We start from the raw sequence: 16,355 nt of genomic DNA on the forward strand, positions 1-16,355 counted from the left end.
TCCACGTCTTACGCCCGCACCGGGTGAGCGGGTACCGCCTACTTGGTGAGCCGCTTGCCGTCGGCGTCGTAAGCGATCAGGGGGGTCAGGACGGCCGAGTTCGGGACCTCGTCGGGGTTGAACCAGAAGAACACCACGCCCGGGTCCGCCGACCACCTGGCCAGTTTCGCCTCGACGGTCCGGCCGTGCACCGTGGTCGTGACCCTCTCCGCCGGGCCGGCGAAGTAGCCGAAGACCGGGATGACCTGGTTGCGGATCACCTCGCCGCCGTCGGTGGCGTGGAAGCCGAACGAGCGGTCCGAGCCGCGGAACTCGTTCGTCGCCAGCACCGACTGCAGCGACGTCCCGGACCGGAAGCCCGCCACCAGGCCGAAGCGGATGCCCGGCAGCTCCGGCGCGTCGACGGCCCGGGCGTACAGGACGATCTCGCCGTCCGGGGTCCGGATCCCGGTGCCGACGACGTCGCCGATCGGCTGCTCCACGGGCTGTGGTGTGGTTGGCGCCGGTGCCGCCGACGTGGCCGGGGCCGGTGGCTGCGCGACCGGCGCGGGCGCGGGCTGCCGCAGCTGGATGGCGAACACCACGACCAGCACGACGGCGGCCGCGGCGGCCACCCCGGCAGTGCCGGTCAGCAGACGGCGGCGGCGCCGGATGCGCCGCCCGCCTGCCATGATCACGGCCAGGTCGGGTTCGGCGAAGGGCTCCTCGGGCGGCTGCCGGAGGGCGGCGCGGAAGTCGTCGAGCTCGTTCACCGCCCGCTCCCCCCGATCAGCGTGTCCTCCGGATCGGCCCCGACCCGCAGCTTGGCCAGCGCCCGCGAGTTCGTGCTCTTCACGGTACCCAGGGAAACACCGAGCTCACGGGCCACCTCGGCTTCCGGCAGGTCGAAGAAGTGCCGCAGCACGACGACGGCACGTTCGCGGTCGGTGAGCGTCTTGAGCATGGCGGTGAGCCACTCGCGCTGGGTGACGGCCTTGCCGACGTCGAGGCGGTCCGGCCGCTCGGGCACAGTCTCGGTGGCGTATTCGCGGAACGGCCGCCGCCAGCCGTCGATGACGTGGTTGACCAAGACGGTCCGGGCGTAGCCGTAGGCATCCTTGTGCCGCACCCGCGACCAGGCGGCGTAGGTGCGCGTGAAGGCGGTCTGGGCGGCGTCTTCCGCCTGGTGGCGGTCACCGGTGAGCAGGAACGCGGCGTGCGTGAGCCGGGCCGACGACGCGCGGACGAACTCCGCGAACTCCTCGTCGCCCCGCGCCATGCGTCACCTCGCTCCGTCCTCAACCAGCGACGGGCGGGCCCGCGAAAGGTTGCTTCACGATCTTTCCCGAGGTTACCGGGCACGCCTGAAACGTTGTGTAACCGATATCTCGCGCTCGGTCACGGAGGACTAGATTATGTGCTGCGCGCGGGACGTGCGGTTCCGTGCGGAGGGCTTCACCGCCGGGAGGTCCGGGCGGTTTCACGACGGCGGCGCCGGCGCCCGGCGCCGGTGCCGCCGTCATCCAAAGCCGCCGCCGTCGAACGGCTCACTCCGAGAAGTCACCCGAGGGCGCGCCCCACCCGGACGCGTCGCCGCCGCGTTCCTCCGCGATCTCCCGCCGCCGGGCGTTCTCCGCGCGCACCCGGTCCACTTCGGACTGGATGTACTCCTCGTCGTAGCGCTGGAACACCCGGGCCGGGTTCCCCGCCACCAGCGTGCGCGGCGGGACGTCCTTCGCCACCACCGAGTTCGGCTGGACCGTCGCGAAGTCGCCGATCGTCACGCCCGCCATGATCACCACCAGGCCGCCGATGAAGCAGCCCTTGCCGATCTTCACCGGCTTGCGCTCGATCAGGTCGCTGCCCGAATGGTTCTGCAGCGTCATGTTCGCCAGCCAGCTCGAGTGCGTGAAGATCAGCGTGTTCAAGCCGATGCTCGTGTGCTCGCCGATCTCCAGGCCGCCGCTCGCGTCGAGGGCCGCGCCCTCGCCGATCCAGCAGTGGTCGCCCATCTTCAGGTTCTCGGGGCTGATGATCTTCACACGCTCGCGGACGCGACACGTCGGGGGCAGCCCGTAGAACTGCGCGCGCTCGGCGTCGTTCATGTACTGCGAGACCAGCTCGGTCAGGATCTGCGGGCGCAGCCGGTGGCTGCGCTCGTCATCGAAGAACATCGGCTTCCGACACCAGCTTCTCGAAGGTCCTGAGGTGCTCCTCGGCGACGACGTCGAGGCCGAAGTTCGACCGCACCAGCTCGCTCTCCCGCTGCGCGATCAACGCCCGGCGCTCCGGGTCGTCGAGCAGCTCGATCACCGTGCGGGCCACCGCTTCCGAGTCGTCCGGGCGCACCAGCAGCACATTCTCGCCGTTGCGCAGCTCGATGCCCGGGTAGTTGTCCTCGGTCACCGAAGCGATCGTCGCCGTCCCGGAGAGCATCGCCTCCAGGGACGCCGTGCCGCAGCCGCCGTTGAGGTCGTGCGTCACGATGTCCGCCGCCGCGAAGTACGCCGGGACGTCCTCCTTCGGCACCGCGCCCGTGACGATCAGCGCCTCCGAAACGCCCAGTTCCGCCGCCCGCTTGAGGAATGCGTCGTGGTACACGCGGCCGACGACCACCACCCGCACCCCGGGGTGCTTGTCCAAAATGGACGGCAGGGCCTCGATCAGCGGCAGCCGGTTGCGCAGCGGGATGACGTGCCCGAGCGAGACGATCAGCGGTGCGTCCCCGATTTCGTGCTCCGCGCGGACGTCCTTCGTCACCGGCTTCGCGAAGTGCCCGGTGTCGACGGCGATCGGGAAGTACTCCGAGTTCGCGTCGCTGGTGCCGTACCGGTCGACGCAGTAGTCGACGCCCAGCTTGTCGAGGATCACGTACTTCGGCTTCAGGTACGCCAGGATCGGCCGCACGAGCACCGCGTCGAGCAGCCGGAACACGCCGCCGTAGAGCTTGTTGTCGCTGATCAGGAGCGTGTGGATGGTCAGCAGCGTCGGGACGCCGTGCCGGCGCGCCCAGATGCCGGCCAGCCACGACAGGTCGAAGAACTGGCCGTGCAAGTGGATCGCGTCCGGCTTGAACTCGTCCAGCAGCTTCCACAGCCGCCGCCAGTTGCCCGGCCGCAGCGACGCGAAGCTCATGTCGAAGTCGATCGACAGGCCGATCTGCGGCATCTTCACCGCCGGCAGCCGCACGACGCGGTAGCCGTCGCGCTCCTCCTCGGCCGGGGCGTCGGCGTACTCGGCCGTGATCGCGAGGACCTCGTGCCCGGCCTCGACGAACTGACCCGCCAGCGACGCCGCCATGTGCGCGCTCCCGCCGACGCGCGGCGGAAAGAAATTGTTCACCACCGCGATGCGCATCGCACGTCCTTGGGCAGGCCCCGCGGTGGTGTTCATTCGGTTTCCTTGACCAGATCCCGCATGCCGTCTTCGACGGTGATCCGCGGCTCCCAGCCCAGCACGTCCCGCGCCCGGCTGATGTCGGCCGCGCGCCGCGAGACCAGCACGTCACGGTCGTTGAACAGCGGCTCGACGTCGACGCCGACGGCCTCGATGAGGATCTTGGCCAGCGCCGCGATCGACGTGTCGATGCCGGTGCCGATGTTGATCGGCACGTTCGCCTTCTCCGACTCCAGCGCCGCGACGACGGCGTGCGCGAGGTCGGTGACGTGCACGAAGTCCATCGACTGGTCGCCGCGGCCGTCGATGATCGGCGGCTGGCCGTTGCGCAGGCGCTGGATGAAGTGGTTGATCACCGAGGTGTAGTAGGCCTCGATCTTCTGGCCGGGGCCGTACACGTTGAAGAACCGCAGCGCGTTCCACGAGAGGCCCTTCTGCCGCTCGTAGAAGCCGAGCAGGTCCTCGCCGGCGCGCTTCGAGATGCAGTACGGCGTGAGCGGCTTGAGCTCGTCGTCCTCGTGCATCGGCAGCCGCTTCGGGTCGCCGTAGACCGAAGCGGTCGAGGCGAACACCAGCCGCTCGACGCCCTCGTCGGCGGCCGCGGCGAAGACGTTGTGGTTGCCGATCATGTTGATGTCGATCGACTCGTGCGGGTCGGCGATCGACTTGTTGATCGAGACCGTCGCGAAGTGGATGACGTGCGTGCAGCCGCGCATGGCCTCGCGCACCGCGCCGCCGTACCGGACGTCCTTCTCGACCAGCTCGACCTTGCCGGTGGCGACGAACTCGTTGACCCGGGCGCGGTCGCCGCGGGTCATGTTGTCGAAGATCCGGACCGTGTAGCCGCCCTCGAGCAGCAGCGGGATGACGTGCGCGGCGATGAAGCCACCGCCCCCGGTGAAGAGCACCTTCTTGTCGGACACCAATTTCTCCTCGGTAGGCGGCTTCAGGACAGGGACTGCACGGCTTCGCGCACGACCTCGGCGACGCGGGTGACTTCGGCGTCGGTGAGGTTGGCGTGCATCGGGATGGCGAGCTGACGCGCGAACGCGTCGGCCGAGACGGGCAGCGGGGCCTGAGGCCCGTAGATCGGCTGCAGGTGCGAGGCGTAGGTGCCGAAGTTGCACTGGACGCCCTGCGAGCGGATGCGCAGCGCCAGGGTGTCGCGGCTGACCTCGGGCGCGACCGTGAGCAGGTAGGCCTGCCACGGGTGCTCGCGGTCCGGCAGTTCGACCGGGACGGTCAGCGCGTCGACGTCGGCGAAAGCCTCGTGGTAGCGCTTCGCGACCGAGCGGCGGGTGGCGAGGAGGTCCGGCAGCCGGTCGAGCTGGACGTTCATGATCGCGGCCTGGACGTCCGACAGGCGGAAGTTGTAGCCGAGCTCGTGGAACTCCGGGATGGGCAGCGTTTCCGAACCTTCGCGGCTGATCGCCGGCTCGATGCCGTAGGTGTGCAGCTTGCGGGCGCGGGCGATGAGGTCTTCGCGGTCGGAGACCAGCGCGCCGCCTTCGCCGGCGGTGATGCCCTTGCGGCCGTGGAAGGAGAACGCGGCCAGGTCGGCGAGGCTGCCGGCCGGGCGCGTCTTGTACGTCGCCCCCGCGGCGCAGGCGGCGTCCTCGAAGAGCCAGAGGCCGTGCTTGTCGGCGATCGCGCGGTACTCGTCGAAGTCACCGGGCTGGCCGGCGACGTCGACCGCGAGGATGCCGACCGTCTTCGGCGTGACCAGCGCTTCGACGTGCGCCGGGTCCGCGCTGAAGACGTCCGGGCGGATGTCGGCGAACACCGGCTTGGCGCCCGCCTGCACGACGGCGTGGCCGGTCGCCGGGAACGTGTAGTCACCGACGATCACCTCGTCGCCCGGCTGCACACCGAGGACTTCGAGGCCGAGGAAGAGAGCCGAACCGCAGTTCGCCGTCGTCAACGCGTGCGCCGTGCCGGTGACCTGGGCGAACCGTTCCTCGAACCGGCGGCACGCCGGTCCGGCGCCCGCCAGCCACCCGGATCGGAAGACTTCGGCTACGGCGGCTAGCTCCTCTTCACCTACGGTCGGCTGACCGAGGGCGATGCTGTCTGACGACATACCTCTCCCATTGCGTGGGGACCCGGCGAAGTGTATAGACGCACGCTCAGGTGATTCACAGGACCACGCCGAACTCCCGTTTGGAGTGACGCCCGCCGCAGGTCGGGGACGTCTTAGGCTGGGGTCCATGCGATTCGGGGTGCTGGGGGCCGTCGCCGCGTGGCGCACGGACGGCACGCAGGTGGCGGTGGGCGGCCCGCGGTCGCGGACGCTGCTGGCGCTGCTCGCGCTCGAGGCCGGCCGGTTCGTCCCGGCGGAGCGGCTGATCGACGGCATGTACGGCGAATACCCGCCGGAGGGCGCCGCGAACGCCCTCCAGTCGCAGGTGTCGCGGCTGCGGACGGCGCTGAAGGAGCTCGCGCCGGTCGAGTTCACCGCGGCCGGGTACCGGCTGGCCGTCGCACCGGACGAAGTGGACGTTCACCGTTTCGAACGGCTCACCCGCGAAGGCCGCGCGCTGCTGAAGAACGGGGAGCACGCGCGGGCGGCGGAGGTGCTCGGCGAGGCGCTGGCGCTGTGGCGCGGGGCCGCGTTCACCGACCTGGCGGACGCGCCGTTCGCCGCCACGCAGGTCACCCGGCTCGACGAGCTGCGCGCGGAGGCCGTGGACGACCACGTCGAGGCCCGGCTGGCCCTCGGGCAGGCCGAAGACGTCCTCGCCGGCCTGCGCGAGACCGTCGCCGCGCAGCCACTGCGGGAACGGCCGCGCGCGCAGCTGGTGCGGGCGCTGGCCGCCGCGGGCCGCTCCGCCGACGCGCTCGCCGCGTTCGAGGATGCCCGCCGCACGCTGGCCGACGAGCTGGGCGCCGACCCCGGTCCCGAACTCGCGGAGGCGCACCTTGCGGTGCTCCGCGGCGAAACCGAGAAGCCGGTGCTCCCGGCCTTGCCCGCGCAGCTGAGCAGCTTCGTCGGCCGCGAAGCCGAGCTGCGGCAGGTTGCGGAGCTGCTGGACCGCGCCCGGCTCGTGACGCTGACCGGCCCGGGCGGCACCGGCAAGACCCGGCTGGCGGTGGAGGTCGCCGCGGGCCAGGCCGGTCCGGTGGCGTTCGTCGCGCTCGCCCCGCACGGCGGCGGTGACGTCGCGGGCGCGGTGCTGGCCGCGCTCGGCCTGCGCGAGAGCGCGCGCGGCGGCCCGCAGGACCCGGTCGAGCGGCTGGTCTCGGCCCTGCGCGACCGGCCGGTCCTGCTGGTGCTGGACAACTGCGAGCACGTCGTCGAGGAGGCGGCCCGGCTGGCCGCGCGCCTGCTCGCCGCGTGCCCGGGGTTGCGCGTGCTGGCGACGAGCCGCGAGCCGCTCGGCATCACCGGCGAGCAGCTGGCGCCGGTGCCGCGGCTGGCCGTCCCGCCGCCCGGGACGCCGGCCGCGCACGCGCTGGAGTTCGCGGCCGTCCGGCTGTTCGCCGACCGCGCGGCGGCGAGCGATCCCGCGTTCGCGCTCGACGAGTCGACGGTCGGCGACGTCCAGCACGTCTGCGCGGCCCTCGACGGCCTGCCGCTGGCGCTGGAGCTGGCCGCGGCCCGCGTCCGCACCCTGGAGCTCGGCGAGATCGCGACCCGCCTCGACGACCGGTTCCGGCTGCTGGCCCGCGGCAGCCGGACGGCCGAAGCGCGGCACCGCTCGCTGCGCGGGGTCGTCGAGTGGAGCTGGGACCTGCTGACCGACGAGGAACGCTCGCTGGCCAGGAGACTCTCGGTGTTCTCGGGCGGCGCCACGGCCTCGGCGGCCGCCGAGGTGTGCGGCGCCGACGTCGACCTGCTGCCCGAGCTGGCGGACAAGTCGCTGGTCGAGGCGGTCGGCGGCCGCTTCCGGATGCTGGAGACGATCCGCGCGTTCGGCGGCGAGAAGCTGGCGGAGGCGGGCGAAGCGGAGACGCTCCACCGCGCGCACGCCGAGTACTTCCTGCGGTTCGCCGCGGAAGCGGACCCGAAGCTGCGGACAGCGGAGCAGCTGGAGTGGCTGGCGCGGATCGACGCCGACTACGACAACATCCTGGCGGCGCTGCGCTGGTCGACCGAGCACGACGTCGTGCCGGCGCTGCGGCTGGTCCCGCTGCTGGCGATGTACTGGTGGATGCGCGGACGGCGGTTCGAGGGCGCCGGGCTGTCGCTGGCCGTGGTGTCGCGGTGCTCGCCGGAGCTGCGCGAGGAGTACGTCGAGGAGTTCCTGGTGTGCGTGCTCGGCGCGCTGGCCGGGCCCCCGCACGAAACGCTGGAGCAGTACTTGCCGCTGGTCCGCCGGTTCGCGACCTCGGAGGACTGGACGCCCCGCAACCCGATGCTGGTGATGCTGCTGGGCGTGGTGGCCGGCCCGCCGGGCGACGACGCCGAGCTGCTCGGCCGCGGCCTGCTCGCGGCCGGCGACGCGTGGGGCTGGGCGCTGCTGCCGATGGGCACGGGCCTGCGGGCGATGATGTCGGGCGATCTGGCGGGGGCCGAGGAGGGGTTGCGCGAGGGTGCGGCGCAGTTCCGCGCGCTGGGCGAGCGGTGGGGCCTGTCGATGGCGCTGGACCACCTGTCCCAGCTGCTGACCTGGCGGGGCGAGCACGCGGCCGCGTTGCCGCTGATGGACGAGGCGCTGGGCCTGATGCACGAGATCGGCGCGACCGACGACGTGGCGGACCTGATCTGCCGCAGGGCGTGGGCCCACCTGCTGTCGGGCGACCCGGCCCGCGCCCGGGCGGACTACGAGCTGGCGGCGGCCACGGCCCGCAGATCGGGAATGCCGGAATCCCGCGCGGCGGCGTACGTCGGGCTGGCGAACCTGTCCCGCTTCGCCGGCGACCTGGCGGCGGCCCGTGAGCTGTGCGAACGAGCCCTGGCGGAGTGCGCGGGAGGCTCGTTCGCGGCGGAGTCCCTCCGCGCGACGGCGATGATTTCCCTGGGCTGGCTGGCATTGGCGGAGGGCGACCGGTCGTCGGCGGCGGCGTTGCACCGCTCGGCGTTGCTGATCGGGCGCAAGTGGAACGCGAGCGACGTGGTGGCGTTCGCACTGGAGGGGTTGGCGGGAGCGGCGGAGTCTTCACAGGCGGCGGTGCTGCTGGGAGCGGCCGCAGCGGTCCGGGGGACGGCGATCACCGGAGACCCGGACGTGACGGCGGTCCGGGGGCGGCTGGTGGCGTCGCTGGGGGTGGGCGAGTTCGAGCAGGCGTACCGGACGGGGCTGGGGATGAGTGCGCAGAAGGCGCTGGAGCACTCGATCGGGGACGGGCGTCCCGCAGGTGGGGACACCTAGATTGCGGCCATGCCGAGGACGGACATCGTCACCCCGAGAACCCGGACGCTGGCGGCTTCGATCCGCACGGTGCGCAAGGACGCCCGTTTCGGACTACGCGAGCTGGCCCGGCGGCTGGGGATCAGCCCGCAGCAGCTGAGCGCCTGGGAGCTCGGCCTGCGCACGCCGAGGCTGGAAGACGTGACCGCGATCCTCGGTGCGCTGGGGGTGATCGGTGAGCGGAAGGAGCAGATCCTGACGCTGGCGAAGGGCACTGCGGAGCCGGGCTGGCTCACGTACGGCACGCCGGGGATTCCGCAGCAGCTCGCGGCGGTGATCGAGTGCGAGAAGGCGGCGGAGTCGATCGTGGAGTGGTCGCCGCTGGGCATTCCGGGCTTGCTCCAGACTCCCGCCTACGCACGTGCGCTCTTCAGCAACGGTTCCTCCGAATACGACATCGAGCAGCGGGTGCGGCTGCGGATGGAACGCCGCCGCCTCATCGTGGGGCGCGAGCCGACTCCTTTCGAGGCGCTCATCGGCGAAGCTGCGCTTCGCGACCGCATCGGCAGCCCGGCGACCATGGCGGAGCAACTGCGCTTCCTCACGGAGATCGGCGCCTTCCGCACCATCTCGATCCGGGTGGTTCCGGCGCATTGTGGATGGCACCCCGGACTGGCCGGCCGATTCATCCTGTACTCGCTGGTCGACAAGAGCGCGGTCTTGTATTTCGAGCATTTGAGCTCCGGAGCCTTCGTGCCCGACGACTACGATGTCCGGAAGTACCGCGCGGCGATCAAGGGCATCCACGCGGTCGCGATGGGCCCGGCGGAATCCTCGAGCTTCATCGCCCGGCTGGCGGAGGAGATCGATGGTGCTGAGGGTCGGGGCCTGGCGGAAAAGCACCTATAGCGGCCAGGAAGGCGCCTGCCTGGAAGCAAGCTGGCGGAAAAGCACCTACAGCGAGCAAGAGGGCGCCTGCGTCGAGACAGCGCTCGACCGGGCCGAGGTGCTGGTCCGGGACTCGAAGGACCCGGCCCTGCCCGTCCAGCAGCATCCCGCCGCGGCCTGGCGGGCCTTCCTTAACCACCTGGTGAGACTCGCGTAGCCTGATTCACCGTGCGTAACGTGGTAGTCGTCGGGGGCGGGATCGTCGGTCTGGCTGTGGCCTGGGAGCTGACCAGGCGGGGGCTGGACGTCACCGTCCTGGAAAAGGAATCCCGCTGGGCGGCCCACCAGACCGGGCACAACTCGAACGTCGTGCACGCCGGGCTGTACTACAAGCCCGGCTCGTTCAAAGCGCGGATGTCCGTGGCCGGGAACCGGTCCATCGTGGACTTCGCGCGGCAGTACGGCGTTCCCGTCGAGGTGTGCGGGAAGCTCGTCGTCGCCACCGACGAAAAAGAGATCCCCGCGCTCAACACGCTCGCCGAACGCGCCGAGGCCAACGGTGTCCCGGCCAAGCAGATCTCGCCCGCCGAAGCGCGCGAGTACGAGCCCGAGGTCGCCTGCGTTGCCGCGCTGCGGGTCGAATCGACCGGGATCATCGACTTCCCCGCCGTCTGCCACGCGCTCGTCCGGCTGCTCGACGAGGCCGGTGTCGACCTGCGGCTGAGCTCGCCCGCGCTGGCCATCCGGGCCGGCGGCAACGGCGGGGTCGAGGTCGCGACCGGCGACGGCGTCGTGCAGGCCGACGCGCTGGTGAACTGCGCCGGCCTGCACTCCGACCGCGTCGCGCGGCTGGCCGGGCTGACGCCGTCGGCGAAGATCGTGCCCTTCCGCGGGGAGTACTACGAGCTCAAGCCGGAGCGGCGGCACCTGGTCAAGGGCCTGATCTATCCGGTGCCGGACCCGACGCTGCCGTTCCTCGGCGTGCACCTCACGCGCATGCTCGACGGCAGCGTCCACGCCGGCCCGAACGCCGTGCTCGCGCTGCGCCGCGAGGGCTACCGCTGGCGCGACTTCTCCCCGAAGGACGTCGCCGAGGTTATGGCCTTCCCCGGCGCCTGGCGGCTCGCGAAGAAGTACGCGTTCCCGACCGGGCTCGACGAGGTCCGCCGCTCGTTCTCGAAGAAGCGCTTCGCCGCCAGCCTCGCGCGGCTCGTGCCGGCCGTCACCGAGGACGACATCGTGCGGCACGGCTCCGGCGTGCGCGCCCAGGCGATGCGCCGCGACGGCTCGCTCGTCGACGACTTCCTCATCGAGACCGCGCGCGACCAGGTGCACGTCCTGAACGCGCCGTCGCCGGCCGCGACGAGCGCGCTGGAGATCGCGCGCCACATCGCCGACCAGGTGGCGAAGGACTAGCCCGGCAGGTTCGCGGTCACCAGCGGCAGGCCCTGCTTCACCAGGTCGCAGGTCTTCGCGTCGTCGCCGATGAACCCGCTGACCACCTGGACCGACGACGTCTCGGTGATCGCCAGGGTCGCGCCGCAGGTCACCCGCAGGCCGCCCATGTTCGGGAAGATGCCCCACTTCTTGCCGCCGACGTCGACGGTCTCGGTCGGGGCGACCCCCTTCGCGCCCGGCCACTCCCCGACCGGCGTGCTCGGGCCGAACCAGACCTCGAACGCCTTCTGGCCGCCGTCGCCGTCGGTGTCGTCCCAGAGGCAGTAGGACGCGTTCGGCACCGTGGAGGAGGTGTCCTTCTCGCCGTTGGGCGAGATGTCCTTCAGCTGGGCCACCTGGTCGGGCTTCAGCATCGCGCACGGGTCGGCGGACAGCAGCGGGCCGCCCGGCTCCGGCTTCGCCGACGTCGACGGCGTCACCGGCGGGGCGTCCTGCCCGCCGGGCAGGTGGGCCGCGACCTGCGGCACCGCCTGCTTCACCAGCTCACACGACCGGTCGAGCTTGCCGGCCGAGACGCCGACGAAGGCGAACGACTTGGCGCCGAGCAGGGTGTAGAGCGAGCAGTCGTCGGGCAGGATCGAGGCGTACTGCGTCCAGCTGAGCCCGCCGATCCGCTGCGGCTCGGACTTCTTGACGGCGCCGGCGATGTACTCGTTGAAGTCCATGTCCGAAGCGACGCCGACGGTGAGGATGGCCGACGGCTCGACGTCGTCCTTGGAGTTCCAGAGGCACATGGGCGGCTGCAGCCGCTCCTTGTTCTCCTTCACCGAACGACCCGGCGTCCGGTACCCGAGGCCGTCGACCTGGGCCTCGTCGAGCAGGGTGCAGGCGTCGACGGCCGTGACGACCGGGCCCTGGCCGGGCACCGGCGACGCCGAGCCGCCGACGGTCACCGTGCAGCCGGTCACCACGGTCACGGCCGCCAGCGCCGCCGCGACCTGCCACTTCATCCGCATGGATCCTCCTTCGGCCCGGACACTACTGGGACGAACGGAGCAGCACCGCGGATCCGCCCGATTCAGCGAGGCGTGAGGACTTCCTTGCCGCCGACGAACGGCCGCAGCGCCTCCGGCACGCGGACCGAGCCGTCCTCCTGCTGGTGGTTCTCGACGATCGCGACGATCCACCGGGTGGTGGCCAGTGTGCCGTTGAGCGTCGCGGCGATCTGCGGCTTGCCGTTCTCGTCGCGGTAGCGGACGGACAGGCGGCGGGCCTGGAACGTCGTGCAGTTGGACGTCGAGGTCAGCTCGCGGTAGGTCTCCTGGGTCGGGATCCACGCCTCGCAGTCGAACTTGCGGTGCGCGGACGTGCCGAGGTCGCCGGTCGCGGTGTCGATCACCCGGTAGGGCACCTCGATCTTGGCGAGCATCTGCTCTTCCCAGCCGAGCAGCCGCTCGTGCTCCGCCTCGGCGTCCTCCGGCTTCGCGTAGACGAACATCTCCACCTTGTCGAACTGGTGGACGCGGATGATGCCGCGGGTGTCCTTGCCGTACGAGCCCGCCTCGCGCCGGTAGCAGGACGACCAGCCCGCGTAGCGGTTCGGGCCGTCGGTCAGGTCGAGGATCTCGTCGGCGTGGAAGCCGGCGAGCGGCACCTCCGACGTGCCGACGAGGTAGAGGTCGTCGTCTTCGAGGTGGTAGATCTCGCTCGAGTGCTGGCCGAGGAAGCCGGTGCCGGCCATGATCTCCGGGCGCACCAGCGACGGCGTGATCATCGGTGTGAAGCCGTTCTCGAGCGCCTGCGCGATGGCCATGTTGAGCAGGCCGAGCTGCAGCTGCGCGCCGACGCCCGTGAGGAAGTAGAACCGCGAGCCCGACACCTTCGCGCCACGTTCCATGTCGACGCCGCCGAGCCCTTCGAGCAGCTCGAGGTGGTCCTTCGGCGCGAAGTCCAGCTTCGTCGGCTCGCCGACGTGCTTGAGGACGGTGTAGTCGTCCTCGCCGCCGACGGGCGCGCTCGGGTGGACGAGGTTCGGGAGGGTGCGGAACAGCGTGTCGAACTCCTCCGACGCGGTGTTCTGCTCCGCCTCGGCCGCCTTGACCTGGGCGGCGAGCTCCTTGGCCGTGGCCAGCAGCTGCTGCTTCTCCTCCGGCGGCGCCTTCGGGATCTGCTTGCCCAGTAGCTTCTGCTCGTTGCGCAGCTTGTCGGCGGCCGCGATCGAAGACCGGCGCCGGGAGTCGAGGGAGAGCAGCTTGTCGACCACTCCCTCGTCTTCGCCACGGGCGCGCTGCGACGCGCGCACGGCTTCCGGGTCATCGCGCAGAGTCCTGGGGTCAATCACGGGTCAGAGGGTAGTCCGTACAGACTGTGCGTCCCTACTGGGTTATCCCGACAGTCTGATCGTTGAAGCGCTGTTCACGGCCTCCTCATACTCGCTTGAGACCCCGAGGAGGCGTTCGATGACCGATGAGCTGCTCGCCCGGCACCGCGCAGTCATGCCGTCGTGGATGTCGCTGCTCTACGAGGAGCCGATCGAGATCGTGCACGCGCACGACCGCCGGATGACCGATTCCCAGGGCCGCACCTACCTGGACTTCTTCGCCGGGGTGCTGACCAACTCGATGGGCTACGACGTCGCCGAGATCGGCGACGCGGTCCGCAAGCAGCTCGACACGGGCATCCTCCACACCTCGACGCTGTACCTGATCCGCTCCCAGGTCGAGCTGGCCGAGCGGATCGCCAAGCTGTCGAACATCCCGGACGCCAAGGTGTTCTTCACGAACTCGGGCAGCGAGGCCAACGACACGGCGCTGATGCTGGCGACGCAGTACCGCCGCAGCAACCAGGTGCTGGCGATGCGCAACAGCTACCACGGCCGCTCGTTCGGCACGGTGGCGATCACCGGCAACCGGGGCTGGTCTGCGTCCTCATTGAGCCCGGTGAAGGTCAACTACGTCCACGGCGGGTACCGCTACCGGAGCCCGTTCCGCGACCTGCCGGACGCGGCGTACATCGACGCGTGCGTGGCGGACCTGGTGGACGTCCTGGACACGGCGACGGCGGGCGACGTGGCCTGCTTGATCGCCGAGCCGATCCAGGGCGTCGGCGGCTTCAGCCTGCCCCCGGACGGCCTGTTCCGGGCCATGAAAGAGGTGCTCGACGCCTACGGGGTGCTGTTCATCTCGGACGAGGTCCAGACCGGCTGGGGCCGGACGGGCGAGCACTTCTGGGGCATCGAGGCCCACGGCGTGACGCCGGACATGATGACGTTCGCGAAGGGCCTCGGAAACGGCCTCGCGGTGGGCGGCGTGGTGGCCCGCGGAGACGTCCTGGACTGCTTCCAGGCCCAGTCGTTCTCGACGTTCGGCGGCAACCCGGTCTCGATGGCCGGAGCGACGGCGGTCCTGGACTACATCAAGGACCACGACCTCCAGGCCAACTGCGCGGCCCGGGGAGCACAGCTGCTGGCGGGCCTGCGGGCGGCTGACTCGCCGCTGGTGGCGGAAGTGCGCGGCAAGGGCCTGATGATCGGCGTGGAGCTGATCAAGCCGGGCACGACGGAGCCGAACGTCCCGGCCGCGGCCCGCATGCTGGAGGAGACGAAGAAGCGCGGGCTGCTGATCGGCAAGGGCGGCCTGCACGGCAACGTCCTGCGCCTCGGCCCCCCGATGACGTTGACGGCGGACGAGGCCCAGGAGGGCGTGGACATCCTGGTGGACGCCCTGGCGGCCACGCACGAGGCGCTGGCCGGGTAGCCGCGCGCGGGCTCAGGCCGGCCGGGTGCCGGCCTTGAGCCCGTCCATCAGGAGGTCCAGCAACCGCCCGGCCTTGTCCGCGTGCGCGGGCCGCGGTGCCACGGTGAAGATGCCGATGAGGGAGGCGGCGACGTCTTCGGCGCCGACATCGCCGCGAAGATCACCGGCGGCGCGCCCGGCGTCGAGAATCGCGGTGATGGCCGACAGCAGCTCGTCCCGCGTCTGCGCATGCGCGATCTCGCCGGACTCGATCATCGCGAGCAGCGTGTCGAGCATGCCGTTCTTGGTGGCGATCCAGTCCCCGAACAGGTCCATCCAGCCCCGCATGGCCGCGGCAGGCGCCAGCCGTCCGAGCAGCTCCCGAGCCCCGGCGGTCAGCCGCCCGACCTGGTCCCGGTAGACGGCGTCGACCAGCGATTCCCGGGTCGGGAAGTGCCGGTAGAGCGTGGCGATACCCACGCCGGCCTCCCGGGCGATGGCCCGCATCGGCGGCTCGGCACCCCCCGAGGCGAACATCCGGGTCGCCACCGCGAGCAGCTGCTCACGGTTGCGGCTCGCATCCGCGCGCATCGGCACGTCAGTCAAAACGGATCACGCTCCGGTTCTGGTGTACGGTGGACCGTAGAAACGGAGCATAGTCCGTTTCGTAGTGCCCGGAGGAGACTCATGCGGGAAGACAGAAGCAGGGCGGTCCGCCTCGAGAAGTTCGGCGGCCCGGAGATGCTCGAAGTCCAGGAGGTCCCGGCCCCACAGGCGGGCCCGGGCCAGCTCAGGGTCCGGGTCACGGCGGCGGGCCTGAACCCGATGGACTGGATCATGACGGCCGACGCGGAAACGGCGTCGAGGTTCGGCTTGACCCTCCCAGCAGGCTTCGGAACCGACTACGCGGGCGTGGTCGACCAGGTAGGAGCAGGGGTAACGGACTTCCAGCCGGGCGACCGGGTGTTCGGAAGCGCACTGTCCCGAGCGGTAGCGGACTTCGTGGTGGTCGACTTGACCGGAGAGTCGGTGGCGGACGAAGCCCACCACACGCCAACCGGAGTGGACGACCGAACGGCAGCAACCTTGTCGATCGCCGGCCGCACGGCAGCGGCAGCCCTGGCAGTGATCAACCCAGGCCCAAAGGACACGGTGCTGATCGGCGGCGCAGCAGGCGGCGTAGGAGTGTTCGCGGTCCAGCTGGCCCGAAGGGCCGGAGCCCGCGTATTGGGAACGGGCTCGGCAACATCGGCGGAGTTCTTGAGAGAACTGGGCGCGGAGGCAGTGACCTACGGCGACGGCCTGACCCAAGCCCTCGAATCCGAGGAAATCACCGCAGCCATCGACTTGCACGGAACGGAAACGGCAGAGACCGCCCGCAAACTAGGCGTCCCGGACACCAGAATCTGCACGATAGCGGCCAGGGTGGAAGGAATCCCGGGAGCCAACGGAGCAAACGCCCCGGCCAACACTTCGAGCGAGATCGCAAAGCTGGTAGCGGAGGGCAAAATCCACGTACCAATAGCGGCAACATTCCCAATGGAGCAAATCCGAACAGCAGCCGAGCTACAGGCAAAGCGCCACGTAAAGGGAAAGCTCGTCATAGAAATGTGAGCTGGGTGGTCATCCCGTCGCCTGAGGCCGCAAAAATCACTTTGAGCCGGGCCCG

General features: G+C 70.8%; 15 protein-coding genes. 6 read left to right on the forward strand and 9 right to left on the reverse strand.

Annotated features, from left to right (window positions below; translation table 11 throughout):
- Nucleotides 1-38: 38 nt before the first annotated feature.
- From ABZX11_RS00185 to ABZX11_RS00210, 6 genes are all read right to left on the reverse strand, one after another.
- Entirely contained in the window at nt 39-752 is a 714-nt protein-coding gene (locus ABZX11_RS00185; protein ID WP_354908446.1) for a hypothetical protein, read from the reverse strand.
- Nucleotides 749-1,258 carry a SigE family RNA polymerase sigma factor gene (locus ABZX11_RS00190; protein ID WP_176173673.1) on the reverse strand — a complete coding sequence of 170 codons (510 nt, stop codon included), beginning with the start codon at nt 1,256-1,258 and terminating at the stop codon, nt 749-751. Before ABZX11_RS00190 ends, ABZX11_RS00185 begins: the two co-directional genes overlap by 4 nt.
- A 268-nt stretch (nt 1,259-1,526) precedes the next feature.
- Entirely contained in the window at nt 1,527-2,153 is a 627-nt protein-coding gene (locus ABZX11_RS00195) for an acyltransferase (protein ID WP_176173674.1), read from the reverse strand.
- Nucleotides 2,140-3,336, reverse strand: coding sequence for a glycosyltransferase family 4 protein (locus ABZX11_RS00200; protein WP_354908449.1), 1,197 nt, complete (start codon nt 3,334-3,336; stop codon nt 2,140-2,142). Before ABZX11_RS00200 ends, ABZX11_RS00195 begins: the two co-directional genes overlap by 14 nt.
- A gap of 32 nt (nt 3,337-3,368) precedes the next feature.
- Entirely contained in the window at nt 3,369-4,298 is a 930-nt protein-coding gene (locus tag ABZX11_RS00205; RefSeq protein ID WP_354908452.1) for an NAD-dependent epimerase/dehydratase family protein, read from the reverse strand.
- 23 nt (nt 4,299-4,321) lie between these two features.
- A complete protein-coding gene (locus tag ABZX11_RS00210) occupies nt 4,322-5,455 on the reverse strand; it encodes a DegT/DnrJ/EryC1/StrS family aminotransferase (protein WP_176173677.1) in 1,134 nt (377 codons plus the stop codon).
- Between the two features lie 127 nt (nt 5,456-5,582).
- Here ABZX11_RS00210 and ABZX11_RS00215 point away from each other — a divergent pair, with 127 nt between their 5' ends.
- From ABZX11_RS00215 to lhgO, 4 genes are read left to right on the forward strand one after another with little or no spacing between them, the layout of a single operon-like run.
- Nucleotides 5,583-8,687, forward strand: coding sequence for a BTAD domain-containing putative transcriptional regulator (locus ABZX11_RS00215; RefSeq protein ID WP_354908454.1), 3,105 nt, complete (start codon nt 5,583-5,585; stop codon nt 8,685-8,687).
- Between the two features lie 9 nt (nt 8,688-8,696).
- The gene (locus tag ABZX11_RS00220) at nt 8,697-9,575 is read left to right on the forward strand and encodes a Scr1 family TA system antitoxin-like transcriptional regulator (RefSeq protein WP_354908457.1); all 879 of its coding nucleotides are present in this window, start codon (nt 8,697-8,699) and stop codon (nt 9,573-9,575) included.
- Nucleotides 9,535-9,771, forward strand: a complete 237-nt coding sequence (locus tag ABZX11_RS00225) for a DUF397 domain-containing protein (RefSeq protein WP_176173680.1) — start codon at nt 9,535-9,537, stop codon at nt 9,769-9,771. The genes ABZX11_RS00220 and ABZX11_RS00225 overlap by 41 nt, the downstream gene beginning before the upstream one ends.
- A gap of 11 nt (nt 9,772-9,782) precedes the next feature.
- Entirely contained in the window at nt 9,783-10,970 is a 1,188-nt protein-coding gene (lhgO, locus tag ABZX11_RS00230) for an L-2-hydroxyglutarate oxidase (protein ID WP_354908461.1), read from the forward strand.
- On the opposite strand, the gene ABZX11_RS00235 is transcribed toward lhgO, so the two are convergent.
- Nucleotides 10,967-11,968 carry a DUF3558 family protein gene (locus tag ABZX11_RS00235; RefSeq protein ID WP_176173682.1) on the reverse strand — a complete coding sequence of 334 codons (1,002 nt, stop codon included), beginning with the start codon at nt 11,966-11,968 and terminating at the stop codon, nt 10,967-10,969. The two genes, lhgO and ABZX11_RS00235, sit on opposite strands and share 4 nt — an antisense overlap.
- Before the next feature lie 62 nt (nt 11,969-12,030).
- On the reverse strand, nt 12,031-13,293 hold the full coding sequence (gene serS / locus ABZX11_RS00240; RefSeq protein WP_176173683.1) for a serine--tRNA ligase: 1,263 nt from the start codon (nt 13,291-13,293) through the stop codon (nt 12,031-12,033).
- 118 nt (nt 13,294-13,411) lie between these two features.
- Here serS and ABZX11_RS00245 point away from each other — a divergent pair, with 118 nt between their 5' ends.
- Nucleotides 13,412-14,707: an aspartate aminotransferase family protein gene (locus ABZX11_RS00245; protein ID WP_354908465.1), complete on the forward strand. Its 1,296-nt coding sequence runs from the start codon at nt 13,412-13,414 to the stop codon at nt 14,705-14,707.
- 12 nt (nt 14,708-14,719) lie between these two features.
- Here the strand turns inward: ABZX11_RS00245 and ABZX11_RS00250 are convergent, their stop codons facing one another.
- Nucleotides 14,720-15,277, reverse strand: coding sequence for a helix-turn-helix domain-containing protein (locus ABZX11_RS00250; protein WP_354909176.1), 558 nt, complete (start codon nt 15,275-15,277; stop codon nt 14,720-14,722).
- A 96-nt stretch (nt 15,278-15,373) separates the two neighbouring features.
- Here ABZX11_RS00250 and ABZX11_RS00255 point away from each other — a divergent pair, with 96 nt between their 5' ends.
- Nucleotides 15,374-16,300, forward strand: a complete 927-nt coding sequence (locus ABZX11_RS00255) for an NADP-dependent oxidoreductase (RefSeq protein WP_354908467.1) — start codon at nt 15,374-15,376, stop codon at nt 16,298-16,300.
- The last annotated feature ends 55 nt before the right edge of the window (nt 16,301-16,355 follow it).

It is taken from the genome of Amycolatopsis sp. NPDC004169 (assembly GCF_040610315.1).
In the GTDB taxonomy this organism is placed as follows: Bacteria; Actinomycetota; Actinomycetes; order Mycobacteriales; family Pseudonocardiaceae; genus Amycolatopsis.